The sequence below is a fragment of the Hymenobacter glacialis genome (genome assembly GCF_001816165.1).
GTDB classification, from domain to species: Bacteria; Bacteroidota; Bacteroidia; order Cytophagales; family Hymenobacteraceae; genus Hymenobacter; species Hymenobacter glacialis.
Genome location: NZ_MDZC01000119.1, coordinates 1 through 705, shown reverse-complemented (window position 1 = coordinate 705; position 705 = coordinate 1). Strand labels below are relative to the sequence as shown.

General features: G+C 62.7%; 1 pseudogene. It reads left to right on the top strand.

From position 1 onward, the window contains the following. Positions 1-198: 198 nt before the first annotated feature. A pseudogene (locus BEN48_RS16415) lies at positions 199-648 on the top strand (transposase); the annotation flags it as partial. Between the last annotated feature and the right edge of the window lie 57 nt (positions 649-705).

Sequence of the window (705 nt, the reverse complement as noted above, 5' to 3'; positions counted from 1 at the left end):
GCCTGGCCACCCGCTACGAAAAAACCGTTGTGTCTTTCTTAGCCTTCTGGCACGTGGCCGCCGCACTCGATTGGTTGCGCTGATTGTCCTCACGCTCTAGGGGATGAACCTGCCGATTACTGAAAAAAAGTGGAGGCCTACGTGGCCAGTTACGCCGCCTGCTTTTGTCCGCGCCTACACGGGTAACGGGCGCATTGCCAGCAATACATCAAAGGATTATTCCACGCCTGTCGCAGCAACGTGGAGCGGATGAGCGAGCGCCTGCCCGATGCCAGCTACGACGTGCTGCACCACTTTATCAGCGTTTCGGACTGGGACGGGCAGGCCGTGATGGACGAGGTTGCCCGCCGGGTGCAGGTCACGCTCGGCGCGGTGGCCGGCGAGCAGGGCCTGCTGCTGGACGAGTGCGGCTGGGAGAAGGCGGGCACCAAAAGCGTGGGCGTGGGCCGGCAGTACATCGGGCAGGTGGGGAAAATCAGCAATGGGCAGGTGGGCGTATTTGCCGTGCTGAGCCGAGGGACTTCGGCGGGTTTGGTGGGCGGGCGTTTGTACCTGCCCCAGGCCTGGAGCGCGGACGCGGGCCGCTGCGCCCAGGCACGGGTGTCCCTAGAGCCTGTTATGCACTGTTGGAGTGCCTGGCGAGCATAATACACGTAAAGACGACGAAGTGGAGTTGCTGCAAGGTGCTGCTAAGCCGCTCGTAGT